The sequence below is a fragment of the Hymenobacter mellowenesis genome, from assembly GCF_030581005.1.
GTDB lineage: Bacteria > Bacteroidota > Bacteroidia > Cytophagales > Hymenobacteraceae > Hymenobacter > Hymenobacter mellowenesis.
In genome coordinates, this window is sequence record NZ_JAUQSX010000004.1 from 1 (window position 1) to 24,459 (window position 24,459).

The following is a 24,459-nucleotide window of genomic DNA, read 5'->3' on the forward strand; positions in this document are numbered from 1 at the left end:
TTTTATGACCCCCACCGAATTTAAACAAGTCGCTTAGCCTCTGCTAACGACTGGCTTACCGAATGGGGAAGCGTACAAATTCTTTTGGAAAGCATTTTTCAATAGATGTAAAATATTCTGATGCTCCTGCTAAAATTCAGATGGAAGACCTTATGGTAATCAGAAAAAAGGGAGGAAATGAGTTTCTACAAAAGATTATTGGCACAAAGCCAACTATATGGAATTACGAAAATGAGTCGAGGCTAATTGCTGATAATTTTGGAAAACAACATTATGATTACCGTGCTGTAAAATCGATTTATTTTGGCTTGAAAATGCTTGATGATGAAAAGCAGGTTTTGATGGAAAGACTCAAGGGGCGTGGAATTAGTTATTATCAGATGATGAGAAAGAGCAATTCCTATGAATTATTTGCAAATCCAGTCCCCGACTTATTTGAAACAGCTAATCCCTACTTGTACAGCGTTGCTCCGATACAGGATGATGCTATTCCATCGGATGAATTAAAAGGCAAATGGAGAAAGTATGCTCACTACCTGAATAAAGCTGTTGAAATTCAGCGTAGAGACCCATACTGTATTGAAGTATGCTATACTGCGTTTAGCGTCTACGACAGTAAGCCGGATAACCCAGCCATTTATGTGAATTATAAGTTCGCCGCAGAGGGCTATATGAATAGGACCTTTTCGACGAGTGAAATTGATAAGCTCTATCCGCTCATTAACGACTTATAAAAATAGCGAAGGTTTGTGCTGAAAAAATGTCGGTGTGATTATACTGCAATTTGCATTTTTCCGCCAAAAAGTCCGAAAACCCACTCTCGCACCCCATTTGCTAGTCCCTGCGTACAAACTTCCTGACCCGAAGTTCCTACCCAGAAACTAACCAACATGGACTTTAAAAACTTCACCATCAAGGCACAGGAGGCCGTGCAGAAGGCCACCGAAATAGCCGGGGGCAACCAGCAGCAGGCCGTCGAAACGGGCCATTTGCTGAAGGGCCTCTTCCAGAGCGACGAAAGCGTCTTCTCGTTTCTGGCCAACAAGCTGGGCGCCAACCTCAACATCCTCACGCCGCGGCTCGATGCCATTGTGGCCGCCTACCCCAAGGTGAGCGGCGGCTCGCCCTACTTCGCCAACGACGCGGCCGCCGCCGTGCAGCGCGCCAACGCGGCCATGAAGGACATGGGCGATGAATTCGTGTCCGTCGAGCACCTGCTGCTGGGCATCCTCGGCGGCCGCGATGCCGTGGCCACGCTGCTCAAAGACACGGGCTTCAACGACAAGGACTTGAAGGCCGCCATCAAGGAGCTGCGCGGCGGGCGCAAAGTCACGAGCCAGAGCGCCGAAGACCAGTATCAGAGCCTGAACCGCTACGCCCGCAACCTCAACGAGCAGGTGCGCGCCGGCAAGATGGACCCCGTGATTGGCCGCGACGAGGAAATCCGCCGCGTGCTGCAAATCCTCTCGCGCCGCACCAAAAACAACCCCGTGCTGCTCGGCGAGCCCGGCGTGGGCAAAACCGCCATCGTGGAGGGCCTGGCCCAGCGCATCGTGGCCGGTGACGTGCCCGAAAACCTGCGCGACAAAGTCATCATGAGCCTCGACATGGGCCTGCTCGTGGCCGGGGCCAAGTACAAGGGCGAGTTTGAGGAGCGCCTCAAGGCCGTCATCAAGGAAGTGACCGACTCCGACGGCCAGATTGTGCTCTTCATTGACGAGATGCACACCCTCATCGGGGCCGGCGGCGGGGGCGAGGGCGCCATGGACGCCGCCAACCTGCTCAAGCCCGCCCTGGCGCGCGGCGAGCTGCACGCCATCGGGGCCACCACGCTCAAGGAATACCAGAAGTACATCGAGAAGGACAAGGCCCTCGAACGCCGTTTCCAGGCCGTGATGGTGGACGAGCCCACTATTGAGGACGCCATCAGCATCATGCGCGGCATCAAGGAAAAGTACGAGCTGCACCACGGCGTGCGCATCACCGACGACGCCGTGATTGCGGCCGTGGAGCTGAGCGCCCGCTACATCACCGACCGGTTCCTGCCCGACAAGGCCATCGACCTCATGGACGAGGCCGCCGCCAAGCTCCGCATCGAGCTGAATTCCATGCCCGTGGAGCTCGACGAAATCCAGCGCCGCATCATGCAGCTCGAAATTGAGCGCGAAGCAATCCGCCGCGAAGACAACCGCGACCGCGAAGCCATTCTTAGCAAGGAACTGGCCGAGCTGAACGACCGCCGCGACACCCTGAAAGCCCGCTGGGAAAGCGAAAAAGGCGTCCTCACCGGCATCCAAACCCAGAAGGAGGCCATCGAGCAATTCAAGCTGGAAGCCGAGCAAGCCGAGCGCCAGGGCGATTACGCCCGCGTGGCCGAGCTGCGCTACGGCAAGATTCAGGAAGCCGAAGCCAAGCTGAAAGCCCTGCAGGACGAAGCCAACGCCAACAAAGACGGCGGCGCCATGCTCCAGGAAGTCGTGACCAGCGAGTCCATCGCTGAAGTGGTGGCCAAGTGGACGGGCATCCCGGTGAGCAAAATGCTGCAATCGGACCGCGAGAAGCTGCTGAACCTCGAAGCCGAGCTGGGCAAGCGCGTGGCCGGGCAGGCGGAGGCCATCGCGGCCATTTCCGATGCCGTGCGCCGCTCCCGCGCCGGCCTGCAAGACCCTAAGCGGCCCATCGGCTCGTTCATTTTCCTGGGCACCACTGGTGTGGGCAAAACCGAGCTGGCCAAGGCCTTAGCCGAGTATTTGTTCAATGATGAGAATGCGATGGTCCGCATCGACATGAGCGAGTATCAGGAGCGCCACGCTACCTCGCGCCTCATCGGCGCGCCTCCCGGCTACGTGGGCTACGACGAGGGCGGGCAGCTCACAGAGGCCGTGCGCCGCAAGCCCTACTCGGTGGTGCTGCTCGATGAAATCGAGAAAGCGCACCCCGACGTGTTCAACATCCTGCTGCAAGTGCTCGACGACGGCCGCCTCACCGACAACAAAGGCCGGGTGGCGAACTTCAAGAACACCATCATCATCATGACCTCGAACACCGGGGCCGACATCATCCAGAAGAACTTCAAGGACCTCAACGAGTTCAACCACGAGGAGGTAGTCGACCGCACCCGCGACGAAGTGGTGGAGCGCCTCAAGCAGCACATGCGCCCCGAGTTCCTGAACCGCATCGACGAAATCGTGATGTTCCAGCCCCTCAAGCGCAAGGAAATCCGCCGCATCGTCGACATCCAGTTCAAGCAAATCCAGCAGCGCCTGGCCGAAGCCGGCATCCAGCTCGAAGCCACCAACGAAGTGCTCGACTACCTGGGCGAATCCGGCTTCGACCCGCAGTTCGGCGCCCGGCCGCTCAAGCGCGTGCTCCAGCGCGTGATTCTGAACGAGCTGTCGAAAGACATCCTCTCGGGCCGCGTCACGAAAGACGCCGTGGTAGAAGCCGTGCTGGAAGACGGCGCGGTGAAGTTCGAGAACGTGGAGATGCCGGCGGTGTAATTCCGGTTGGTTGTGAATGGAAAGGCCCCGTCAGCGTCGTGCTGGCGGGGCTTTTTGTTTATATCAGTTGGGTTTGCTGAATCGATAGTTCGTATTGAAAAACCTTCTTTTTAATTTCTTGCGTAGATTATTGGGGATTTGCTTTGTGCTTTCAAATTCAGCCATTGCTATTTGCTCTCGCTTTTTTGTGAATCGAATTAGCGAAATTGTACCCGGTACCCAAGCATGAGCGCTACCAACGGCGCAGAGTATAATGACTCCCCCCACCCCGAAGTGAAGACTACCAGGCTGGGGGCCTTCAATAGCTTCCCCAAGTGCAGCCATTCCAGCAAAGGCGGCACTGCCGTAAGCCAGCCAGCCGCCTGTGCTGCGTTTATTCTTAAATAGATTGTGCAAAGCGCGAACCGTATCAGCATGAGTGAATTGCACTGGCGCAATTACGATTTTAGCTGAATCTACATTGGTGCTGGCTTTTTGCGCATTTGCGGTTATGGTAAACAGCAGCACGATTACAATGGCGAATTTCATAGCAAGGCTTTATCGGGCAGTCGATGGAGCGAAGTAAGTGTGTCAGCAAACGTAGAACAACTAAGTCGAGCAATGCTTAATGCCCTTTTTGGGAAGGTTGTATTATTTATTTCTGCATAGTAAACGCAATGTTTGCAGTCGTTTTTACTGAATTTTATGGATGTGAAAAGTCCCGGAAAGCCAAAAGTATGTTGATTTCCTATGCAGTTCCGCAACCGTCCTTGCGTCAGCGCACGCCTGCGAGAAACTCCCACTACCCTGGCCGCGGCGGCCCCGGCGGCGGGGCGTAGGTAGATAGTTGTGCGCCTTCTTCCCAATCCTGCGTATTTTTGGTAACTCAGCTACCCTCGCCGCTTATGGACACCGCCACTATCACCGCCTACATTGAACTGAACCCGCAGGTGCGCTTTGGCAAGCCAGTGGTGAAGGGCACGCGCACGACCGTAGCCGAAGTGCTGGAAATGCTGGCCAACGACATGAGCGCGGCCGATATTCAGGAGGACTTTCCGGCCATTGGCCCGGCGCAGGTTCGCGCTTGCCTGCTCTACGCGGCTTACAAAGAAAGCGTGGTGCTGTTGGCAGCTTGATTATGCGCCTGCTGCTGGATGAAAATATTTCCTGGCGCCTCGCGGCGTACCTACGCCCGCATTGCGCGGTGGTCCTGCACGTTCGGGATAGTCAGTTAGATAACAGTCCCGACACCAGCATCTGGCGCTACACCAGGCAGCACGGCTACGATGTCATTACCAAAGACGAAGACTTCCTGCGGCTGGTGCTAGCCGAAGGCTTCCCGCCGCGCGTGGTGGCCGTACAAAACGCGCAAGTACCAGTGGCGAAGCTGGCCGAGTCTCTGCTGGCCCGGTTGCCACAGATAGAAGCGTTTTTAGGTGAACAGACGGAGTTTGGCTTCTTGCAGCTTCGCCTGCCGTAACGCGAGCAACGCCCGCCACCGTGGCCGCGGCGGCCACGGTGGCGGGGGGGGGTAGTGCACAGTTGGATATTCTCCACCCAAATCCTGCGCAATTTTGGCAGTTCATTTACCCCAATCCGGCGCGAGTTTTGGCGAAGCTGTCACTCACGGGATTGGGAGATAAACAAGAACACTCAGCGAATAATACCGAACGAAAAAACGCCGGGCTGACCCACATCAGTCCGGCGTTTGAGGCGAAAGCGGTGCTACTCCATTGTTGACACCGGGATGCCAGCGAACAGGCGCGCAGGAACCGCTCGGAGCACCACAACCTACTGCGCGAAATATTTCTGACGTTTCAACCTTTTCACCACGTAGCGCGGCAGGGCCTTGCCTTGCTCGTAAGCCTGAATGACGGTTTCCTCGCGGCCGCCGCTAAACCGGACCAGCTTGCCCACGCCAATGGCGGCAGGCACCCCGCCAAACACCGCCACGCCCGTAGCAATGCCCCCGCCCGAGGCCCCGGAATCGGAGCTGGCGGCGGCTGTGGCGATGCGAACCGCGAAAGCAGCCCCGATAGCCGACCAGATGTAGCCGCCCGTGCGGTGCTGGCCAAACAGCCGATGCACGGCCCGCACGGTGTCGGCATGCACGTGCATGGCTTCCGGGCCGGCGGGCTGCTGGGCGTGGGCCCGGAAGCCAATGCTCAAGAGAAGGCCGGCGTTCAGTAGCATTTTTTTCATGGGTAAAGCAGGGAAGACGACGCGGTTTGCCGCGGTTTTATGGAGATTGGAAAAAGGACATGATTTGCAACAAAGCTAGGCGGCGCTACTCATTTTTTAGCTTCGCCTCCGGTCGATTTTCCGGATGCGTTTGCCGAAACGGCCGTCTGCCGACAAAACAGGAAAGCTCCAAGAATCACCCTCGTTGCCGGGGTTTGGTCTATTATTGTATTGCCTTTTGGTGCGCGCTTTCTGCATTGCCTGAGCGCAGGCAAGCAGGGGAGGATTCCCGGCTGCTTTTTCCGTGACAATTCCGGCCCGGTCGGGCCGGAACCCGCAATCGTTTGTTCCTGATTTTATTTTTCCACCAACTTTTTTCATGAAGCAAAACCTACCCTTTGCTGGTATGTCGCCAGGCTCCCTCGTGGCGCGGCAGACGTTATCGGCCGCCCGCCCCTGGCGGCCCTTCCTGGCGGCGGCCCTTGGCCTCCTCACCCTGGGCGCTCAGGCCCAACACCGCGCCCTGGTGCGGCCCGCCTTTGCTGAAGTTGCCATCCCGCAGCCCTTGCCGGCGGTGCCCACCCCGGCGCAACCCAGCAAAAGCCAGGCGGCCCACAAGAGCCTGGCCGCCATCAGTTCGACGGCCGCCGGGGGCATCTGGAGCGCCCCGGCCACCTGGGTGGGCGGCGTGGTGCCCACGGCCACCGACGACGTGACCATCGTGGGTGGCGCCACCGTGACGCTGGACGTGGCGGCGGCCTGCGCCTCGCTGACGGTGGCCAGCGCGGGCTCGCTGCTGAACTCGGCCACGACGGCTTACGTGCTGCAAGTGGGCGGCAACGTGACCAACAACGGCACGCTCGACCTGAGCGCGAGCAGCACCATCGGCTCGGACCTGCGCTTTACCGGCGCGGGCAACGCCACGTTCTCGGGTACGGGCACTACGGATTTGCAGACCGTGTCGCTGGCCAAATCCGTGCGCGCCGACGTGGTAGAAATGAACCTGCCTTCTTTCACGGTAAAAGGCAGCGCCACTATCACCGACGGCTTTCTCTCGACGCGCATCACCACGAACACCGTGGACGACATGACCGGGACGTTTAAAATCTCGGGCACCAACACGGCCAGCAACCGCGTGTTCAGCAACGCCGCGTCGTACTTCATTCCGGCCACCGGCGGCTTCTGGCTGAACAACCCCAACTTCACGGTGGCCGCCCAGACGGGCTCGCCTACGGTGAATGGCCTGCTGCGCGTTTCGGCGGGCACCTACAACGTGGGCAGCAGCATCGGTAACTCCATCAACTTCAGCACCGGCTCGGTGTACACCCAGGAGGGCGGCACCCTGACCACGGTGGGCCGCTTCACGAGCTTCACCAGCGCCACCTCGGCGGCGGCCATGACTTTCACCATGAGCGCGGGCACGCTCAACGTGAGCACAGTGGGCAACACCTCGGGCACGCCCTCGTTCGGCGTGAACGGGACCACCACCATTTCGGGGGGCAACATTAACCTGGTGCAGCGCAGCACCGCCACCACGCCGCTCGACTACTACGTGGCGGGCACCTACACCTTCACGGGCGGCACCGTGAACGTGGGCACCGCCGCCACGGCCACCAACTTCGACTTCCGGGTGCGGGGCAATATGCCCAACCTGACCATCGACAACACCACCAACCCGAAAAGCGCACTGCTCGCCGGCCAGACCAACCCGTTTGGCACGGTGCTGATTAACCCCACTACCACGCTGAACCTGAACGGCACCATTCTGCTCCAGCTGGGCCCCACCATTAGCGTTAATGGCACCCTGACGGGGACTGCCACCGGCAGCCGCCTCTACTTCCAGGGCAGCACGGCCCAGACCATTGGCGGCACGGGCACCGTGACCAGCCCCTTGGTGCAGCTAACTTTTCAGAACAGCGGCTCGGGCGTGACGGTGGGCCTGCCCATCATCGTGCGCAACGTGGCCATGTTCCGCGGCAACGTCATCGGGGCCAACAACCTGACGGTGCAAAGCACGACGACAGCGTTGGCCGTCATTTCTTTTGGCATCGCCAGCCCCACTTCCTCGGCCGGCAGCTTCGATGTGGCTCCGACCTTCGACCTGTCGACCAGCGGCTTGTACCTGATTTACAACCCCGAACTGGCGGCGCGCACCACGGGCGTGGAAGTGCCGTCTTCGCGCATCCTCTACTACGCCGACTTCAACAACCCGCAGGGCATCACGGTGGCTGGCGGCGACCTGACCGTAGTGGGCCCCTCCACGGCGAGCAGCTCTATCAGCCTGCTCGCGGGCATTGTGACGACTTCGGCCGGCAACCGGCTCATCAGCGGCGTGGCCACTACGGTGATGCCGGCGGGCTCGGCCACGGCCTACGTGAAAGGACCTTTGGGGGCCACTGTCAACAGCGCCACGGCGGTATCGCGCCTGTTTGCCGTAGGTGATGCCGCCGGCTTCCGGCCGGTGGTGGTAACGGGCATTACGACCAGTGCCGACCAAACCTTCACCGCCACGGTTATCAACGGCGCCACGGGCGGCACGGGCGTTTCGCCCGTCACCAACCTGAACCCTACGCGCTACGTGCGCCTCGAAAACACGGCCAACCTGCCGGCCACGGCCCGCGTGCAGCTCAGCTACGGCGCCGACGACGTGCTGGGCAACGCCGCCACGGCCGTGGTGGCGCAGGCCCCTACGGCAGCGGGCGCCTACGCTTCCATCGGCGGCGCGGCGGCCACCACGCCCACCACGGGCCTGGTGTCGACCCTGGACCTGGTTCCCGGTAACGACTACTTCGTGCTGGCCAACACCGAAGGCGGCACGCTGACGGGCCCAACGGCGGCCGTGTGCGCGGGCACCAACTCGGGCACCCTCACGCTGGCCAACAACGTGGGTACCATTGTGAAATACCAGGCCGACAGCGGCTCGGGCTTCGTGGACGTACCCGGCACAAACACCGGCGCCACCTACGCCTTTACTAACCTGACGGCCACCACCACCTTCCGCGCCGTAATTCTGACGGCCGACAACCGCACGGTGTTCTCGACCCCGGTGACCGTGACCGTGAACCCGGCCCCGACGGCCACGCTGACGACGACGACGCCAACGACGTTCTGTGCGGGCGGCTCGGTGGTGCTCACGGCCCCGGCCGGCACGGGCAACACGTACCAGTTCTTCAACGGCCCCACCAGCCTGGGCGCGGCCTCGGCCACGAACACGTTCACGGCCACGGCCAGCGGCTCCTACACCGTGGTGGTGACCAACGCCGCCACCTGCCAGGCCACTTCGGCCGTTACCACCGTGACGGTGAACCCGGCCACCACGGCCACGTTCAGCTACAGCGGCACCACGTATTGCGCCAGCGGCACCAATCCCACGCCCACGGTGACGGGCACGGTCGGCGGCACGTTCAGCTCCGCTTCGGGCCTGAGCATCAACGCCACCACCGGCGCCATCAACCTGAGCGCGTCGACCCTGGGCACCTACACCGTGACCTACAGCGTGGGCGGGGCCTGCCCCAGCTCGGCCACGGCCACCGTGACGGTGACCAGCGCGCCGCTGGCCGGCTTCTCGTACGCCAGCCCGGCTTATTGCGTGGGCGGCACCAACCCCACGCCGGCCTTTGCCACGGGCGCTAGCGGCGGCAGCTTCTCGGCTTCGGGCACGGGCCTGGTGATTAACGCCACGACGGGCGCCATCAACCTGGCCACCAGCACGGCGGGCACCTACACCGTGACCAATACCATTGCCGCCTCGGGCGGCTGCGCGGCGGCTACGGCCACGACGAGCGTCACCATCAACGCGGCCCCGACGGCCACGCTGACGACGACGACGCCAACGACGTTCTGTGCGGGCGGCTCGGTGGTGCTCACGGCCCCGGCCGGCACGGGCAACACGTACCAGTTCTTCAACGGCCCCACCAGCCTGGGCGCGGCCTCGGCCACGAACACGTTCACGGCCACGGCCAGCGGCTCCTACACCGTGGTGGTGACCAACGCCGCCACCTGCCAGGCCACTTCGGCCGTTACCACCGTGACGGTGAACCCGGCCACCACGGCCACGTTCAGCTACCCGGGCGCCACGTACTGCGTAAGCGGCACCGCCAACCCCACCGCCACGGTGACGGGCACGGCCGGCGGCACGTTCACTTCGTCGGGCACGGGCCTGAGCATTAACGCCACCACCGGTGCCATCACCCTGGCCTCTTCGACGCCCGGTACTTACACCGTGACTTACAGCGTGGGCGGTACCTGCCCCTCAACGGCCACGGCCTCAGTAACCATCACGGCGGCTCCGGTGGCCACGTTCTCGTATGCCAACGCTACTTACTGCGTGTCGGGCACTAACCCAACGGCCGTAGTGCCGACGACCAGCACGGCTGGCACGTTCACTTCGACCACGGGCCTGACGCTTAATGCTACGACGGGTGCCATCACGCTTTCGAGCTCCACGCCCGGCACCTATACCGTCACCAACACGGTGGCTGCCGCCGGTGGCTGCGCCGCCACTACGGCCACGGCTTCGGTGACCATTAGCGCCGCGCCGGTAGCCGCCTTCAGCTACGGCACGGGTACGCCCACGTTCTGCGTTAGCGGCACCACGGCACCAGCCGTGACCCTCGGCACCGGCGCCACGGCTGGCACGTTCACTTCGACCACGGGCCTGACGATTAACGCCACCACCGGCGCGATTACGCTCAGCTCCTCCACGCCCGGCACTTACACCGTGACCAACACGGTGGCCGCCGCCGGCGGCTGCGCCGCTACTACGGCCACGACCTCGGTGACCATCACGGCCGCCCCGCTGGCCACGTTCAGCTACGCCACCGCAGCCGGCTGCGTGGGCTCGGCCTCGGCCGTGACGCCCACGCTGGGCACCGGTGCCACGGCCGGCACGTTCTCCTCGACCACGGGCCTGACGATTAATGCCACCACCGGCGCCATCACGCTCTCGACCTCGACGGCGGGCACCTATACCGTGACCAACACCGTGGCTGCCGCCGGCGGTTGCGCGGCGGCCACGGCCACCACGACCTTCACGGTGAACCCGCGCCCGGCCACGCCCACCATCTCGGTGGCCTACAACGGCTCGACCACTACGCTCACCTCCAGCGCCACCACCGGCAACCAGTGGTACCTGGGCAGCGGCCCCGTGACCGGCGCCACTGGCCAGACCCTGGTGCTCACCGGCCTGCCCTCGCAGCTGGGCTCCTACACCGTGACCACCACCAACGCCAACGGCTGCGTTTCGCTCCCGTCGAACCCGCTGGTGGTGACATCGAGCGTGAAGGCATTGACCGGCACTTCCCTGAGTGTGTACCCCAACCCCACGCCCGACGGCCGCTTCACCGTGGAGCTGAGCGGCTACCGCCAGTCGGCCGAGCTGACCGTGCTTAACGCCCTGGGCCAGGTGGTGTACACTACCAACGTGCCGGCTTCAAATGGGACTACTTCGCAAGCAGTTGACCTCACGCAACTGGCCATGGGCGTCTACATCCTGCGGGTGAAGACCGAAGGCGGCCTGGATACACGCCGCGTGGTGAAGCAATAGCGCCGTAGCGCGAGCTTTCAGTTCGCGCTACTGAAAAAGCCCCGGCCAGCTTGGCCGGGGCTTTTTTTATGTGCCAGGCGGCGTAGCAGGACCGCCGCAAAGGCTTCCTGAGCTTCGCCGTAGCTTTGCGCCATGTCCGTTTTCCAGACGTATCTGCAGCTCGGCTTTCTGCACATCTGCACGCCACGGGCGGCCGACCACCTCACGTTCCTGCTGGCGCTGTGCGCGCCCTACGTGCTGAACGACTGGCGGCGGGTGCTGGCCCTGGTCACGAGCTTCACGGTGGGGCACTCGCTCACGCTGGCGCTGGCCACGCTGGGCGTGGTGAGCTTTAAGTCGGCCTTTATTGAGGCCCTGATTCCGGTTACCATCATCATAACCGCGCTGCTGAACATGCGCGGCGCGGGGCGGCTCATTACCCGGCGCGCGCCCATGTTTGCGGCCGCGCCCAATGCGCTGGCGCTGGGCTTTGGCCTGATTCACGGGCTGGGGTTTTCCAGCTACCTGCGAGGGCTGCTGGGCGCCACCAGCCGGCCCGTGGAGGAGCTGTTCGCTTTCAACGTGGGCGTGGAACTAGGCCAGATTCTGATTGTAAGCGCCATTCTGCTGCTGGGGGCAGTGCTGCTGGGCAGCCTGCTCGTGGCTCGGCGCGACTGGCTGCTGACCACTAGCGGTGCGGCGCTGGGTATTGCCACAGTGCTGCTGGTGCAGCAGCTGTGGCCGTAGGGGAGGAGGGGCATTGGAAAGAAGAACGGTCATGCTGAGCGCAGCAGAAGCATCTCTACCGCAATAGTAAATTCAAGCGAATGGATTGCGTTGCGCGGTAGAGATGCTTCGGCTGCGCTCAGCATAACCGTTCATTGTCCAGCCTGCCGTTTCATCTGTACTGCCGCAACCCTGGCGTAACTTTAGCGACTTTCTCAGCTTTCGCTTTTTCTGATTTTCCACTAACGCTTTATCCATGCGTCGTTTTCTATTAGCCGGGCTGGTACTGGCGGTGGCGGGCCAACTCCCGGCCGCCGCCCAAACCACCAATTCGGGCACCGACAAATTCGCGCAGCTCGAAACGATGCTGCCCACGCCCAACTCCTACCGCACCGCCAGCGGCGCGCCCGGCCCCGACTACTGGCAGCAGCGCGCCGACTACGACATCAAAGTCACCCTCGACGATGCCAAGCAGGCCATCACCGGCCGCGAAACCATCACCTACACCAACCTCTCGCCCGACGCGCTGCCCTACCTCTGGGTGCAACTCGACCAGAACATCTTCGACAAAAACTCCATCACGACGGCCACGCAGGTGGGCCAGCTGCAGGATAAAATGTCGTTTCAGGGCTTGGAGGGGATGTTGTCGGACTTCGACGGCGGCTTCAAAATCGAGAGCGTGACCGGCAAGGACGGTAAGGCCCTGCACACCGTGACCAACCACACGATGATGCGTGTGGATTTGCCCGCGCCGCTGCAGCCCCGCCAGTCGGTGTCCTTCAATGTGAAGTGGCACTACAACATCAACGACCAGTCGAAAATCAACGGCCGCAGCGGCTACGAGTACTTTCCGCAGGACAAGAACTACCTCTACGAAATCGCGCAGTTTTACCCGCGCATGGCCGTGTATTCCGACAACCAAGGCTGGCAGCACAAGCAGTTTCTGGGTAATGGCGAATTCACGCTGCCTTTCGGCGACTATAAGGTGAGCATCACCGCGCCGGCCGACCACGTGGTGGGCGCCACCGGCACGCTGCAAAACGCGGCGCAGGTGCTCAGCGCTACGCAAATGAAGCGCTGGGAGCAGGCCAAAACTGCTACCAAGCCCGTGCTCATGGTGAACCAGGACGAAGCCGTGAAGGCTGAGGCCGGCCGCGCCACCGGCACCAAAACCTGGACCTACGTGGCCCGCAACGTGCGCGACTTCGCCTGGGCTAGTTCGCGCAAGTTCATCTGGGACGCCATGCAGATTAAGCAGGACGGCAAGCCCGTGATGTGCATGAGCTACTACCCTAAGGAGGGCAACCCGCTGTGGGGCCAGTACTCGACGCAGGTGGTGGCCCACACCATCAAAACCTACTCGAAATTCACGATTCCCTACGCCTACCCCGTGGCCATTTCGGTGCACGGCCCAGTGGGCGGCATGGAGTATCCGATGCTGTGCTTCAACGGCGGCCGGCCCCAGAAGGACGGTACGTACTCGGCGCAGGTGAAATACGGGATGATTTCGGTGATTATCCACGAAGTGGGCCACAATTTCTTCCCCATGATTATCAACTCCGACGAGCGGCAGTGGAGCTGGATGGATGAAGGCCTGAACTCCTTCGTGCAGTTCCTGACCGAGCAGGAGTGGGAGCGCAACTACCCCAGCCGCCGCGGCGAGCCCCGCAACATCGCGGCCTACATGGCCATGGACGCCAGCCTGCAATCGCCGATTATGATTAACTCGGAATCGGCCCTGCAGTTCGGCAACAACGCCTACGGCAAGCCCGCCACGGCCCTCAACATCCTGCGCGAAACGGTGATGGGCCGCGAGCTGTTCGACTACGCCTTCAAAACCTACGCCCAGCGCTGGGCCTACAAGCACCCCACGCCGGCCGACTTCTTCCGCACCATGGAAGACGCCTCGGCCGTGGACCTCGACTGGTTCTGGCGCGGCTGGTTCTACACCACCGAGCACACCGATATGGCCCTCGAATCGGTGAAGTCCTACAACGCCAGCACCCTCAACCCGCAGGTGGAAAATGCCCGCCTGCAGCAGCAGCGCGCCGCCGCGCCGCAGTCCATCACAGCCCAGCGCAATGCCCAGGACATCCCCAAAACCCTAGTGGACGAGAAGCCTGAGCTCAAGGACTTCTACAACAGCTACGACCCGCTGGCCGTGACGCCCGCTGACCAGCAGCGCTACACCGCGATGCTCAGCAGCCTCACGCCCGAGCAGCAGCAGCGCCTCAACGACTCGCAGACTAACTTCTACGAGCTGAGCTTCCGCAACGTGGGCGGCTTAGTGATGCCCATCGTGCTGCAAATGACCTACGCCGACAACTCGCAGGAAATCCAGACCATCCCGGCCGAAATCTGGCGCAAAAACAACGCCCAGGTCACCAAAGTCGTCGTGACCAAAAAGCCCGTCATCAGCTTCGTCATCGACCCCTTTCAGCAAACGGCCGACACGGACTTGAGCAACAACGCCTTCCCGCGCCAGCCCGCCGCCTCGCGCTTCGAGCTATTTGAGCAGCAGCGCCCGCAAACCCCGCCCAATCCCATGCAGCAGCAAACCAGCCGCACCACCAGCCCTATGCAGAAGCTGGAGCAGAAGCCAGTGGGCAGCGGGCAGTAGAACATAACCTTGCATCCCAACCACCTCCCTGCAGAGAGGGAGAGCCACGGTAGAGTATTGGCATTTGCCGGTTAAAGCCAAAAAAGCCTTCGCTACACAGCGAAGGCTTTTTTGTGTGCTTTGATAGACTCCCCCTCTCCGCAGGCTTAGCGCTTCAAGCGAACCGGGGGCCTGGGGGTGAGGTTACGCCTTTTTCGCCTCGCCGCCCACCATACGCGAAATCAGCCCGTGGTCTTCTTTCATTTCGGCCCACACCACGCCCACTACGTGCAGGAGGATGAAGCCGATAATGAGGTACATCGTCACGTTGTGAATTTCCTCGGCGGTGTGGTGAATGCCTTTCAGCCACGACACGTCCTCAAACACCAGAATCAGCCCAGTACACACCATGATGGTGATGAAAAGATAGAACAGCGCATAGGTAGTTTTGGCAAATAGAATCTTGCCGGCCTTGCTTTTATCGGCGGGCGGGGCCAGGCGGTAGCGGCGCAGGATTTCCATGAGCCGGTCCGAGAAGCGCAGCTCCGACGGCCCCGTGAGCTGCAAGCCCAGCCGGAGCACCCACAGCGCCACCAGCGCCCAGCCGAAGTAGATGTGCCAGGCCCAAATCCGCTCGCTGATGATGTGGGCCAACTCCCGTGCCTGCGGCACCGACACCTCCTTGCCCGAAGATTGCAGCTCCGGCACCGCCGTTTTGGCCTTCACAATCACCTTCTGAAACAGAATGGTCATCAGCTGAAGGCTGATAAGCAGCGCATTGGCCCAGTGCCAGAACCGCAGCGTGCCGCGGTAGTCTTTGGTGGGTACTTCGACGGCGGGGGCAATGCTCGTGTTCATTCGGAATTAAAAACAGATTAAAAACTAAGTGGCAGTGGCAGCTTCTACGAAGGCGGCGGACGCTGGTTCGGCGCGGCCCGGGTATTCGAGCAACGCCTGCTCCAGGCAGTCGAAGGCTGCCGCCAAATCCGTCCGATTAATGACGTAGGCCAGGCGCACTTCCTGCCGGCCCAGGCCCGGCGTCTGGTAGAAGCCGTTGGCAGGCGAGAGCATCAGCGTCTGATTATCAAGGGTGAATTCTTCCAGCAGCCATTGGCCGAACTTCTCGGCATCATCCACGGGCAGGCGGGCTACCACGTAGAAGGCGCCGCCGGGCACGGGGCAGGTCACGCCGGGCATGGCGCGCAGGCGGGCCACGGTGAGGTCGCGCCGGGCCTGGTACTCGGCGCGGGTGCCGTCGAAGTAGGAAGCGGGGAGGTCGGCGGCGGCTTCGGCGGCCAGCATTTCGAGTACCGGCGGGCAGATGCGCATCTGCCCGAAGTGGAAGGCCGCCAGCCACACGTCGGGGTTGCGCGTGACGAGGGCGCCCACCCGCGCCCCGCAGGCGCTGTAGCGCTTCGAGATGGTGTCGAGCATCACCACGTGCTTTTCGCCGCCGGCCAGGCTCAGGGCGCTGGTAGCCTGGGCGCCGTCGTAGCAGTATTCGCGGTAGGCTTCGTCGGAAAGCAGGTACAAATCATGCTGCTTGCACAGGCCCAGCAGCGCCTCCAGCTCGTCGCGCCGGTACACGTAGCCCGTCGGGTTGCTGGGGTTGCAGATGAGGATGGCGCGAGTGCGGGGTGTAATTACCGCCTCAAAATCGGCCAGCGGCGGCAGGGCAAAGCCGTCCTCGATGTGGGCCGTGACGGCCACGATATGCACGCCGGCCGCAATGGCAAAGGCGGTGTAGGTGCCATAGAACGGCTCGGCCACAATCACCTCATCGCCGGGGTTGAGGCAGGTGAGCAGGGCGAAGTGAATGGCCTCGCTGCCCGCCGTGGTCACCATGATATCCTCAAACCGGGCCGGGATGCCGGCGCGCTGGTAGTAGCTTTCCAGCTTGCGGCGGTAGCTATCGGTGCCCGCGCCGGGCGCGTAGCCCAGCACCTGCACGTCGGCGTGGCGCACGGCGTCGAGCATTTCGGGCGGCGTCAGCACGTCGGGCTGGCCAATGTTCAAGGGGTAGACAATCTTGCCCTGCTGGCGGGCGGCTTCGGCAAACGGCAGCAGCTTGCGAAACGGCGAAACGGGCATATCCTGCCCGCGCTTGGATACTTCTGGCATACAATCAATTTAAACCCCTGGCCCGCCCGGCCGCAGCCGCCGAACCCCACTATCGGCTAATATAGCGGCCACCGGCCACCTACAAGCACTTCTTATACAGATTATACAGAATCCGGTTATCGGCCTCCGTCAGCGGCCCGCCCACGTTCTGCTGAATGAAATGCAGCTTGAACGCCCGAATGGCCGCCGGCAAATCCTTGGTGTCGTAGCCAATAATGCGCAATGCATCTTTGGGATTGAAGGTGATAATCGGGCTATTGAGGCGCGCCAGCTGGGCGTCAACTTTGGTGCTGTCGGTGGGCACGGTGGGCGCCGCCGGGTCGGCTTCGGGTAGCGTCACGGTCGGGTTCAGCAGGCGGCTAGCCAGCGCCGCCGCGCTGTCGGCCACGAAGGGGCTGGGCAGCGGCCCGGCATCGTACCACAGGCCAAAGCCGTTGTCGGCCAGCCGCTTCCAGGGGAAGAGGCGGCTGGGGTCGTTCTTGCGGGTGGGGGCGATGTCGGCGTGGCCGATGAAATTGGCGGTGGGGATGCCGTAGGTTCTTTTCAACCCGCTCAGCACGCGCAACAGGCTGGCCACCTGCGGCTCCGAAAATGGCTCGGTGCCGTTGTTGTCCAGCTCGATGCCGATGGAGGAGGAGTTGATGTCTGTGGTGTTGCCCCACTTGGCCGCGCCGCCGTGCCAGGCGCGCAGGTAGTCGTTCAGCATGTGAAACACGCGGCCGTCGCGCCCAATCACGTAGTGCGCGCTCACCTGCGTGCGCGGTAGCGTGAAGGTCTTGAGCGTCTGGGCCGTGGAGTCCTGCGCCGTGTGGTGGATGATGACGTAGTTGGGTTTGCGCAGGTTGAAATTGGTAGTACCCACCCAGTAGGCTCCCTGCAGCAGGCTGTCGGCGCCGGGCGTGGGCACGGGAGTCGCGCGCAGAGCCTTGGCGTAGGCCTTGACCTGCGTTTTGTAGGACTTGTTGGTGGCGGCGTAGGGGTTGCGCTGGGCGGCGCAGGCGGCCAGCAGTGCGGCTACTAAAAGCAGGCTGGTTTTGGGTAGGTATCGCAACGGGGCTGGGGAATTATCTTCGGTGCTCAATTTACAGTTTTTACTTTCTACCATTGGTTTTATGCGCTACCCGCATGCTTCCGCTGCCCCGTTGCTAGCTGCTATCCTGCTGCTGAGCAGCTGTAAAAAGGAAACGGAAATTATTGTTGAAAAGGAAGTAGTCAAGCAAAGCAGTTGGTCGGAAGTGCCGAGCTTGTATGGCTTGGCGCGCGTGATTCTGAGTACGGGCAGCAACGGCCAGTCCATCTACTTGCAGCAGCCCCGGGCCTTCACCCGCTTCAACAGCCAAGCAGGACTGAAGGGCCTTGTGACAACGGCCGGCCCATTCCCGGCCGACGTGGAAGCGCGGCTGCCCATTGGGCGCGACATTTTCGCGTACCCCGACATGGATAGTCTGCTGACCATCGTCCGCAACAACGACATCCTTACTTCCCAGTTCTACGTCAGCCTTCGCCGCTTCGACCCCGCCGCCACCCGCTTCAATACCCGGCTGTTCAGCCTGTCGAAGTGCATGGCCATCAACAGGAATAATTACCTGCTGGCACCCTACGAAAACACCCGGCCCGACCGCGCCTACACCTTCCTGCTGGCGGCCGTGACGCCGGGCAGCGCGGGAACACCCCTCACGGCCAGCACCCGCAAAGTCGTTATCCCGAAGCTGCCTTTTGTCGGCGGCTACCTGCGCAACTTAGAAGCCATTGACGACTATTTCCTGGTGAACCTGGGCAGCGACGGCATCTTCAAGATTAAGCAGGACGGCTCCTTCCGGCAGGTTTATGCGTCCGCGTTGGCCGATGCTTTCTACAAGTGGAATAACACGGTGTATGCCCCCTTGGAATACAACGAAATGCTGACTTCGACGGATAACGGGGACACTTGGACGCGGTCGACGGGGGTGCCATTGCAATTCGCCCTGGCCAGTTACTATACCGTGCGCGACAGCCTGGTTTTCACGCACGCGGGCGGCCTCTACACGTTGCGCTGGAACGGTCCCCGCTACACCATGCGCCCGCTAAAGAACGACGGGCTGGAGCGCGCCACCATCACCGGCATCGAATACCTGCGCGATACTGTATACGTGGCCACAACCTCGGGCCTATTTGCCCGGCCGGTAAAAACCTTTTTTGAGAAGCAGCAATAGACTGCCTCACTCATAAGAGAAGCCCCCGTAACTTCCGCTGCGAGGGCTTCTCCAGGTTTCAAAGCGGAACGCAAGTTTGGATAGACGCTGCATCTGCGAACCATAGCGCTCCAAACGGGCCCTATTGTACTCTGGCCTGACGTGGCCCCAGCACCAGCCCTGCCCAGACCCGCAGCGGTGCTCGCGCCAAGGCGGCATTGGCCGGGATGAGAGGCGACGAGAAGTCCCAACTGGCAGCGGCTTGCCACCGTAGCTGCCGCCACAGCGGTTTCTGGGTCACAATGGCCAGTTGCACATAGTGCTGTGTGGCTGGCAGCGGTTGGACTTCTCCGTTGAGCGTGAGCTGCGTGAATTGCACCTGATTTAGCCTTAGGCTGGCGCCTATTTCCTGGTTCGGATGCCGCGCATCTTGCCACCACCCGGTAAGCTGAACGAAGCGGGTATTATAGTAGCCCAGCAACTCGGGCACGGGCGTCCACCGGGCCTTCCCGCCCGTGGGCAGCCCCAATATGCCAAACCCGCCGCCCGAGTCAGACGACCCAAACTTGCCGTAGCGGTAGCCCCGCGCCCGCCCGCCGCCCACCGTCGCGCTCAGCCACGTTTGTTTCACGTTGAAGTAGCCGCCAATGCCCACTTCGTATTGTCGATTACGTGCGTAGTTGTTGCTGCTGTCGCGTTCGACGTTATAAGCATGCAGGCCGCCGCCGGCGAAAACCAAGGTGTGCGGCAGCGGCGATAAAGTGGCCGTGCCCTGCACACCGTAGGGAAATGACCCGTTCAGCGCCACAGCCCCCTGGCCTGGCTTACGCACGGCCGGCAGCATGTTGAGCAGCGGCTGGTAAAGTGTGCAGCTGCTTGCGCCGGATAACAGCACCAATCCTAAGCCTCGGAAGCTGCGGGAGTCGAAGTGTTTCATGGCAAGTAGCATAAGGATGAAGAGCGAAAATAAAGCTAGTTGCCTGTCCGGCATGATGCCAGCTAATATTTGATAAATAAGGACTTTAAAGAATCAATGAGTGGACCGCAAAGTATCTGTTTCGACCAATTCCAAACCGTTTTGTAAAGTTGAAGGACTTTTGAAATTTACTGAAACGAAAGAAGCCCCCGCAACTTTCGTCACGAGGGCTTCTTTCGTTTCAGTCAAAAAGGCGCAAGCCGAAGCCCGTGCTACTGCTTACTTGGCGTACGCCACGGCGCGCATCTCCCGGATGACGGTGATTTTAATCTGGCCGGGGTACTGCATCTCCTTCTCGATTTTCTGCGAAATCTCAAAGCTCAGTTCGGCGGCGCGCTCGTCGGTTACATTCTCGGCGTCCACCATCACGCGCAGCTCGCGGCCGGCCTGGATGGCGAAGCACTGATTCACGCCCTTGAAGCCGTTGGCGGTTTCTTCCAGCTGCTTGAGGCGCTTGATGTAGCTTTCCATCATCTCGCGGCGGGCACCGGGGCGCGAGCCCGAAATGGCATCGCAGGCCTGCACGAGCGGCGAAATCATGGCCGTCATCTCAATCTCGTCGTGGTGGGCGCCGATGGCGTTGACCACGTCGGGGTGCTCTTTCCACTTCTTGGCCATCTCCATGCCCAGAATGGCGTGCGGCAGCTCGGGCTCCTCGGTGCTCACCTTGCCGATGTCGTGCAGCAGGCCGGCGCGCTTGGCTTTCTTCACATCGAGGCCCATCTCGGCCGCCATGGTGGCGCAGAGGTTGGCCACTTCGCGGCTGTGCTGCAGCAGGTTCTGGCCGTAAGAGGAGCGGAAGCGCATCCGGCCCACCATCTTAATCAGCTCCGGGTGCAGGCCGTGAATGCCGAGGTCGATGATAGTTTTCTCCCCAATCTCGACGATTTCCTCCTCAATGTTCTTGCGGGTCTTGGCCACAATTTCCTCCACGCGGGCCGGGTGAATGCGGCCATCCTTCACCAGTAAATGCAGCGAGAGGCGGGCAATTTCGCGTCGCACCGGGTCGAAGCCCGAGATGATGATAGCCTCGGGCGTGTCGTCCACGATGATTTCGACGCCCGTGGCAGCTTCCAGCGCGCGGATGTTGCGGCCCTCGCGGCCGATGATTTTGCCCTTCACGTCGTCGCTTTCAATGTTGAAAATCGACACGCAGTTCTCAATGGCGTGCTCCGAAGCGGTGCGCTGAATCGTCTCCAGCACAATCTTCTTGGCGTCCTTAGTGGCTGTGAGCTTGGCCTGGGCCACGGTGTCCTTCACGTAGGAGCTGGCCTGAATCTGGGCCTCGTTTTTGAGCGATTCCACCAGCTGCTCGCGGGCCTCGGCGGCGGTCAGGTTGGCGATGGTTTCGAGTTGGCGCTGTACCGAGTGCAACTGCTCATCGGCCTCGCGCTGCTTATTCTCCAATTCGGCCATGGTTTCCTCATGGTCGAGGCGGCGCTTTTCGGCCTGGGCTTCGAGCTTGTCGCGTAGCTGCTGGGTATCGGTCTGGTTTTTCTCGCGCTGGCGGTCGAGGTCGGCCTCTTTCTTCTGCAACTGTTCCAGCTGGCGCTGGGTGGTTTCGGTGAGCAGCTTGATGCTCTGTTCCTGCTCTACCACGCCCTGGCGGCGCTGGGTCAGTTCGTTGTCAAGCTCGGTTTTGAGGCGCTTGCTGTCCTGGTCGAACTCGTTGCGCAGGCTCTTGAACTTGTTCTTGCTCTGCTCTAGGCGCTCATCGGCCTGCTTGATTTTCTCGTCGCGGAGGCGGCTGCCCTTCTCCTCGGCCTCGCGGAGGATTTGCTGGGCGCGGGCCTGGGCCTCGCCTTCGTGGTCGAGCCGAGCTTTGCCGGCCAGCTGCTTGCCCACCAGGTAGCCCGCCACAAGGGCGACCACCGCGGTCAGCAAACAGTATAATATGATGGGTGACATGTAATTATGGTTTTTGGGGTGGGTGAAAAACCATAACCAGGTAGAACAGAAGTGCCCGGGCGGGGCGGAAGCGGCCGATTGCCGCGCCGCCCAACCGGGCCAACGAGTGTGTGGGTGCCGGGCGGGGCTAACTCAGCCCGTCAGCACCACGCCTGAAAGCAGCTCGTCGAAACGAGCCAGCCGTTCGGTCAGCGCCGCATCGGTGCCATCCTTTTCCTTGCTCACTTTCAATTGGTCGGCCATCGTAGCCAGCGCTACCATGGCCAGCAAGTCCTGCTTGTCCTGAATGCCGTAGCCTTCCCGGAATTCGCGCAGCTTGTCGCCCAGCAGCCGTCCGGCCAGGCGCAGCCGTTCCTCATCCTGCACGTCCACGCGCATGGGATAGTCCCGGTCAGCAATACGAATTTTGATGGCTAGCTCGCTCATTCGGCGGAAGTTACGGCGGGGGAGGGGAGGGTCAGTGGGTTAGTCTCTCAAATAGGCAAGACACTTGTCCAGTTCGCGGATGTATTCGTTGAGGCGTAGTTTAAGTTCGTTGGCGTGGGTGGGTTCCCCAGCTATGGTGTGTACAAGTTTAACAATATTTTCCTGGTTTTGGCGCTCCTTGAGTTGGCGGTCCTTCTCGCGCACGTCGGCCTTCAGCTGCTGAATGGTGGTGGTGGCGTCGGCCATCTCCTCGCGCAGTTCCTGATAGGCAGCCACTAAGGTGGTAATCTGCCGCTCCAGGCGGTCGAGTTGCGCAAGCTGTTGGGAGGAGGCCACGGTCGAGTAAATTTTTGCGTGAAGATAAAGCGGCGCGCCGAAAGCTACGCTTTACCCCGCGCTTGCTCGCGGCTTGTATCTCAGGCAGGTTTGGTTTCGGGGAGAGCCACGCAAAAAAAGAACGTCATGCTGAGCGCAGCCGAAGCAGCTCTACTGCAATAGTGAATCCTTTCGATTGGATTACTACCACACGCGAGATGCTTCGACTGCGCTCAGCATGACGTTCAGGAGGTTGTTGCCAACTCCTATTCAACCAGCGCGCTATTTGCGCTTGGCGTTGTCGCGCGCCACGTCGGGTATCGACCACAGGAAGGCCGTGCGCAGGCGCCCGTTGAAGCGGGGCATGCCGCGGGCCACGTAGGTGTCGCCGATGTAGCCCGGGTCCGTGGCGTCGGAGCCGAAGGAGGCCTGCATGTGGCAGCTCATGCAGTTGGTCCGGACGCCGAAGTTGTTGTTCACCACCACGCCCTTGGTGCGCAACAGGGCCTTATATGGGGTAAACGTGCTGCTGCTGAAGGGCGCTTCGAGGTAGGGGTTGAAGGTGTAAGCCGACGCGCCCACGTAGATGCCGTCTTTGGGCACCGGCGGCTGGGCCGGGTTCACCATCTGGTAGGCAATGGACATGGCGTAGTGGCGCGGCGCCCCGGTGAGCTGCGCGGGCCGGGCCGCCACCACGGCCGCCGAGCTGGGGTCGGGCACGCGGTCGGGATTGGGCGTCCACCACATGGTTTGCCAGGTCCAGTTGTTGATTTCGTCGGTGGCAATGTGCATGGCCACGAGGATGGCGAAGTCGCCGGCCTGGGCCACGCTGTCGCCCTGCAGTCTGTTGAAGGCCGCGGCTTCAGCGGCGGTGAGCTTGTAGTGAATAAAGTCGTTGATGTTGAAGGTGTTGGTGGGCGTCGAGCCGGAGCAGCTGAAGGGCGGGTTGCCCTGCTGCTTGTTCGGCTTCACGCGGTTGAGCGGGTCCACGTACACGCACGACGACCACAGCGACTGGTAGAAGCCGCCCGCGGGCGGGGTAGCCGGGCTGCCGGTCCAGGTTTTCATCTTGTAGAGCGTGCCGCCCTTCGAGGCCGGCACTATCTCATACACGGGCTTGATGGCCGTGGCCCGGGCCGAGAAGCCCGACACGGCGCGCTGGCCGCTGTTGAGCTTTTGCTGCAGGGTATCGGGCCGGAAGAGCTTCTGCTGCACCAGGGTGGCGGCGGCTTCGGGGCTGTAGCTCACCGTTTCGACCACGGTGGTATCGGCGCCGTCGCTCACGCGGTGCCCGGTGGCCAGCGCGCGCAGCTTGGGGTCGCGGCTGAACTGGCGCGGCCGGTCCAGGGTGCGCCGGATGCTGGCCAGGGGCCGCACTTCCAGGCCCTTGAACTGGGCGGGACGGGCCGCACTCTCATACATGAGGGCGTTGACCTCGGCCTTGGTGTGCCAGGTTTCGAACACCCGCAGCCGGGCGCCGCCGTACGACTGCGTCGTGAGGCTGGTCAGGGCCGTCCAGATGCCCCAGCCGTGCTGGCTGATGGCGGTGGTGTTGCCGGCCGCCACCCAGCCCATGATGGTGGTGCTGTCCTGCGGGAACTGGAAGCCGGCAATGCCTGGGTCGGGCAGCGGCACGGGCTGAATGCCCGGCAGGTCGGCGGTGGGTTCGGCGCCGGCAACGGGCGCGTCGGTGGTGGTTTCTTTCTTGGTTTCCTGCGAAGAACAGCTGGATATCAGCGTGCAAGCCGCTAGCACGACGGGCAATAGGTAGCTCTTTCTCATGAAAAAGGGGCTTTGGAGAGTGGTGAAAAATTCTGGTCAAAGCTCTACCTTATTTAGCTCCTGTTTACAGGTAGAAATACCTGATTTTAAGCGGCTGGGCAGCAGTAGACGCCTGTTCCGGTCCGACCTCCCCAGGTGGTCCGACCGATTGATGGTTGAACGAGTCGTTGGGACAGCAACCGGTCGGACCACCTGGGGAGGTCGGACCGAAACAGAAGTAGCCCATAAAAAAAACCGGCTACCCGCGGCGA

Annotated in this window: 19 protein-coding genes; 8 read left to right on the forward strand and 11 right to left on the reverse strand. The window is 61.6% G+C overall.

Features of this window, described 5'->3' with window-relative positions; translation table 11 throughout:
* Nucleotides 1-62 precede the first annotated feature (62 nt).
* Both Q5H92_RS08485 and clpB read left to right on the forward strand, forming a co-directional pair.
* Nucleotides 63-734 (forward strand): hypothetical protein, encoded by a 672-nt coding sequence (locus Q5H92_RS08485; RefSeq protein WP_305011084.1) that lies wholly within the window; start codon nt 63-65, stop codon nt 732-734.
* A gap of 156 nt (nt 735-890) precedes the next feature.
* Nucleotides 891-3,500: an ATP-dependent chaperone ClpB gene (clpB, locus tag Q5H92_RS08490; protein WP_305011085.1), complete on the forward strand. Its 2,610-nt coding sequence runs from the start codon at nt 891-893 to the stop codon at nt 3,498-3,500.
* A gap of 63 nt (nt 3,501-3,563) precedes the next feature.
* Here the strand turns inward: clpB and Q5H92_RS08495 are convergent, their stop codons facing one another.
* Nucleotides 3,564-4,028 carry a hypothetical protein gene (locus tag Q5H92_RS08495; protein ID WP_305011086.1) on the reverse strand — a complete coding sequence of 155 codons (465 nt, stop codon included), beginning with the start codon at nt 4,026-4,028 and terminating at the stop codon, nt 3,564-3,566.
* A 356-nt stretch (nt 4,029-4,384) separates the two neighbouring features.
* Between Q5H92_RS08495 and Q5H92_RS08500 the strand changes: the two genes are divergently transcribed.
* Nucleotides 4,385-4,615: a DUF433 domain-containing protein gene (locus Q5H92_RS08500; RefSeq protein ID WP_305011087.1), complete on the forward strand. Its 231-nt coding sequence runs from the start codon at nt 4,385-4,387 to the stop codon at nt 4,613-4,615.
* Nucleotides 4,616-4,617: 2 nt separating this feature from the next.
* Nucleotides 4,618-4,959 (forward strand): DUF5615 family PIN-like protein, encoded by a 342-nt coding sequence (locus tag Q5H92_RS08505; protein ID WP_305011088.1) that lies wholly within the window; start codon nt 4,618-4,620, stop codon nt 4,957-4,959.
* 311 nt (nt 4,960-5,270) lie between these two features.
* Here Q5H92_RS08505 and Q5H92_RS08510 read toward each other — a convergent pair whose 3' ends face one another.
* Nucleotides 5,271-5,681, reverse strand: a complete 411-nt coding sequence (locus Q5H92_RS08510; protein WP_305011089.1) for a hypothetical protein — start codon at nt 5,679-5,681, stop codon at nt 5,271-5,273.
* A gap of 96 nt (nt 5,682-5,777) precedes the next feature.
* Nucleotides 5,778-6,041, reverse strand: a complete 264-nt coding sequence (locus tag Q5H92_RS08515; RefSeq protein ID WP_305011090.1) for a hypothetical protein — start codon at nt 6,039-6,041, stop codon at nt 5,778-5,780.
* On the opposite strand from Q5H92_RS08515, the gene Q5H92_RS08520 reads away from it, so the two are divergent.
* The 3 genes from Q5H92_RS08520 (at nt 6,040) to Q5H92_RS08530 (ending at nt 14,530) form a co-directional block, all read left to right on the forward strand.
* Nucleotides 6,040-11,205: a beta strand repeat-containing protein gene (locus tag Q5H92_RS08520; RefSeq protein WP_305011091.1), complete on the forward strand. Its 5,166-nt coding sequence runs from the start codon at nt 6,040-6,042 to the stop codon at nt 11,203-11,205. The genes Q5H92_RS08515 and Q5H92_RS08520 overlap by 2 nt on opposite strands.
* Nucleotides 11,206-11,337: 132 nt before the next feature.
* Nucleotides 11,338-11,931, forward strand: coding sequence for a HupE/UreJ family protein (locus tag Q5H92_RS08525; protein WP_305011092.1), 594 nt, complete (start codon nt 11,338-11,340; stop codon nt 11,929-11,931).
* Nucleotides 11,932-12,166: 235 nt separating this feature from the next.
* Nucleotides 12,167-14,530 carry a M1 family metallopeptidase gene (locus Q5H92_RS08530; protein ID WP_305011093.1) on the forward strand — a complete coding sequence of 788 codons (2,364 nt, stop codon included), beginning with the start codon at nt 12,167-12,169 and terminating at the stop codon, nt 14,528-14,530.
* Between the two features lie 183 nt (nt 14,531-14,713).
* Here the strand turns inward: Q5H92_RS08530 and Q5H92_RS08535 are convergent, their stop codons facing one another.
* The 3 genes from Q5H92_RS08535 to Q5H92_RS08545 all read right to left on the reverse strand — a co-directional run bounded on the left by Q5H92_RS08535 (nt 14,714) and on the right by Q5H92_RS08545 (nt 17,681).
* Nucleotides 14,714-15,367, reverse strand: coding sequence for a cytochrome b/b6 domain-containing protein (locus Q5H92_RS08535; RefSeq protein ID WP_305011094.1), 654 nt, complete (start codon nt 15,365-15,367; stop codon nt 14,714-14,716).
* 24 nt (nt 15,368-15,391) lie between these two features.
* Nucleotides 15,392-16,630, reverse strand: a complete 1,239-nt coding sequence (locus tag Q5H92_RS08540) for a pyridoxal phosphate-dependent aminotransferase (RefSeq protein ID WP_305011095.1) — start codon at nt 16,628-16,630, stop codon at nt 15,392-15,394.
* Between the two features lie 79 nt (nt 16,631-16,709).
* Nucleotides 16,710-17,681, reverse strand: a complete 972-nt coding sequence (locus Q5H92_RS08545) for an N-acetylmuramoyl-L-alanine amidase (protein ID WP_305011096.1) — start codon at nt 17,679-17,681, stop codon at nt 16,710-16,712.
* Between the two features lie 61 nt (nt 17,682-17,742).
* Here Q5H92_RS08545 and Q5H92_RS08550 point away from each other — a divergent pair, with 61 nt between their 5' ends.
* Entirely contained in the window at nt 17,743-18,822 is a 1,080-nt protein-coding gene (locus Q5H92_RS08550) for a beta propeller repeat protein (protein WP_305011097.1), read from the forward strand.
* Nucleotides 18,823-18,943: 121 nt separating this feature from the next.
* Here Q5H92_RS08550 and Q5H92_RS08555 read toward each other — a convergent pair whose 3' ends face one another.
* From Q5H92_RS08555 to Q5H92_RS08575, 5 genes are all read right to left on the reverse strand, one after another.
* Nucleotides 18,944-19,738: a hypothetical protein gene (locus Q5H92_RS08555; RefSeq protein WP_305011098.1), complete on the reverse strand. Its 795-nt coding sequence runs from the start codon at nt 19,736-19,738 to the stop codon at nt 18,944-18,946.
* A gap of 258 nt (nt 19,739-19,996) precedes the next feature.
* Nucleotides 19,997-21,661 carry a ribonuclease Y gene (rny, locus tag Q5H92_RS08560; protein WP_440137019.1) on the reverse strand — a complete coding sequence of 555 codons (1,665 nt, stop codon included), beginning with the start codon at nt 21,659-21,661 and terminating at the stop codon, nt 19,997-19,999.
* Between the two features lie 156 nt (nt 21,662-21,817).
* Nucleotides 21,818-22,111, reverse strand: coding sequence for a cell division protein ZapA (locus Q5H92_RS08565; protein WP_168673662.1), 294 nt, complete (start codon nt 22,109-22,111; stop codon nt 21,818-21,820).
* 39 nt (nt 22,112-22,150) lie between these two features.
* Nucleotides 22,151-22,447 (reverse strand): hypothetical protein, encoded by a 297-nt coding sequence (locus Q5H92_RS08570; protein ID WP_243519355.1) that lies wholly within the window; start codon nt 22,445-22,447, stop codon nt 22,151-22,153.
* A gap of 261 nt (nt 22,448-22,708) precedes the next feature.
* A complete protein-coding gene (locus tag Q5H92_RS08575; protein ID WP_305011100.1) occupies nt 22,709-24,208 on the reverse strand; it encodes a hypothetical protein in 1,500 nt (499 codons plus the stop codon).
* Nucleotides 24,209-24,459: the final 251 nt, after the last annotated feature.